This is a genomic window from Protofrankia sp. Cj5 (assembly GCF_917627405.1).
Lineage (GTDB): Bacteria > Actinomycetota > Actinomycetes > Frankiales > Frankiaceae > Protofrankia.
On the sequence record NZ_CAKJTO010000117.1, the window covers coordinates 1 to 1,404 of the forward strand.

Genomic DNA, 1,404 nt, shown 5'->3' on the forward strand with positions numbered 1-1,404 from the left:
AATGCCGTTCCTGCCTGCGGATATCGTCCCGGCGGCGCTGGCTGCCGTTTCCGGTGCGTTGCGGCCGGGCGGCTGGCTGCTCGCGGGTACGTTCACCGGCCTTGATGACCGGTTGTCCAGCTTACTGACCGACCTGCGCACCATTCGCTGCGGCGGCCATCCGTGGCGCTCGGACGAACTCGTCCCGACCATCGCGGCGGCAGGCTTCAGCGACGTCGCTGAGGTTCCTCGGACGTGGACCGCACCTGCCCGCCTCTACGTGGGACGCCGCCCCTGACGGCGCGAGGCGATGGCCTCGACGGGGTTTCAGACCGGTTTTCTGGGACCACCTTCCACTGGACCGATGCCATCATCGTCGTGGCCTGGGGAGTAGCCGGCCTACTCGCCGCGATCCGCTACGTCAGATGGGAACCCCGAAGCGGCTGCACAGACACGGACACCGCCGATGGGAACTCGCCGGTCAGGCGCGCAGAACGGTGACCGGGCGACCGGCCGGACTGCTCACCTGCTCAAACCTCGTACGGTCGGCAATAGGCGCGGCCCCGGGCCGGCGGTCGAACACCACCAGGACACCGCGGTCGAGGCCGAGCCGGTCGAGGTAGCCGTCGAGCTGAGCCAGCCCCCGGGCCAGCGGGTCGGGTTCACCAGCACGCCACACCTTCAGCTCGACCGCCTCCCGCTGCACGGCCCGTTTCCCATCCGGGTGCTGGTAGGGCCAGCGGACCAGCAGGTCAATCCGGCCCCGGCCGATGCCATACTCCCGCTCGACATACCCACCACCATTGACCACCCGCTGCAGATAACCCATCAACACCAGCTGCGGGGCCACCTCATGGTAGACAACCCCGGCGGTGAGCACCTCGCCGTGCTCACGCCAGAACTCGGCGAACTCCCGCAGCAGCATGCCGAAATCGAACCGGCCGTCGCTCAGCACGAAACCGCGCGGGTCAGCGACGACATTGACCTCCACATTGGCCGTGAGCACCCGAGTAATCACCTCACGGTAGATCGGGTTGGCGATGCGCAACGGCAATCCCGTAGCGACCAGCCCGAGGTCACGCGCATACTGCAGGTCGTCGTCGTAAGGGTCGAGCTGGGTCAACGTCCCGGCCAGCACCGGCTCCACAACCCGACGCACCCGCGGCTCCACAAGCTTGGACGCCAACGAATCCAGATGCGTGGCGCGAGCCAGAATCAACCGCTCCTTCGCCCGCTCCACATGCTCGACACCGATCGGCTCCGCCGCAAGAACCTTGATTTTTTCGATAATCTCCCGGGCCAACGCGTTGACCAGCCACGGCTGCCCCGCAGTCAGCTCCACCGCCCGCGCCACCGCCGCCGGGGTAAAAACCTGCCCGGTCTCGGCCGTGTGCTGGCCGTACAACTCAGCCACCTCGCTCGAGG

At 67.5% G+C, this 1,404-nt stretch carries 2 pseudogenes; one reads left to right on the forward strand and one right to left on the reverse strand.

Annotated elements, in window-relative coordinates:
- Positions 1-277, forward strand: a pseudogene (locus MJ777_RS19420) (hypothetical protein); the annotation flags it as partial.
- Between the two features lie 183 nt (positions 278-460).
- Here the strand turns inward: MJ777_RS19420 and MJ777_RS19425 are convergent.
- Positions 461-1,404, reverse strand: a pseudogene (locus MJ777_RS19425) (ATP-binding protein); the annotation flags it as partial.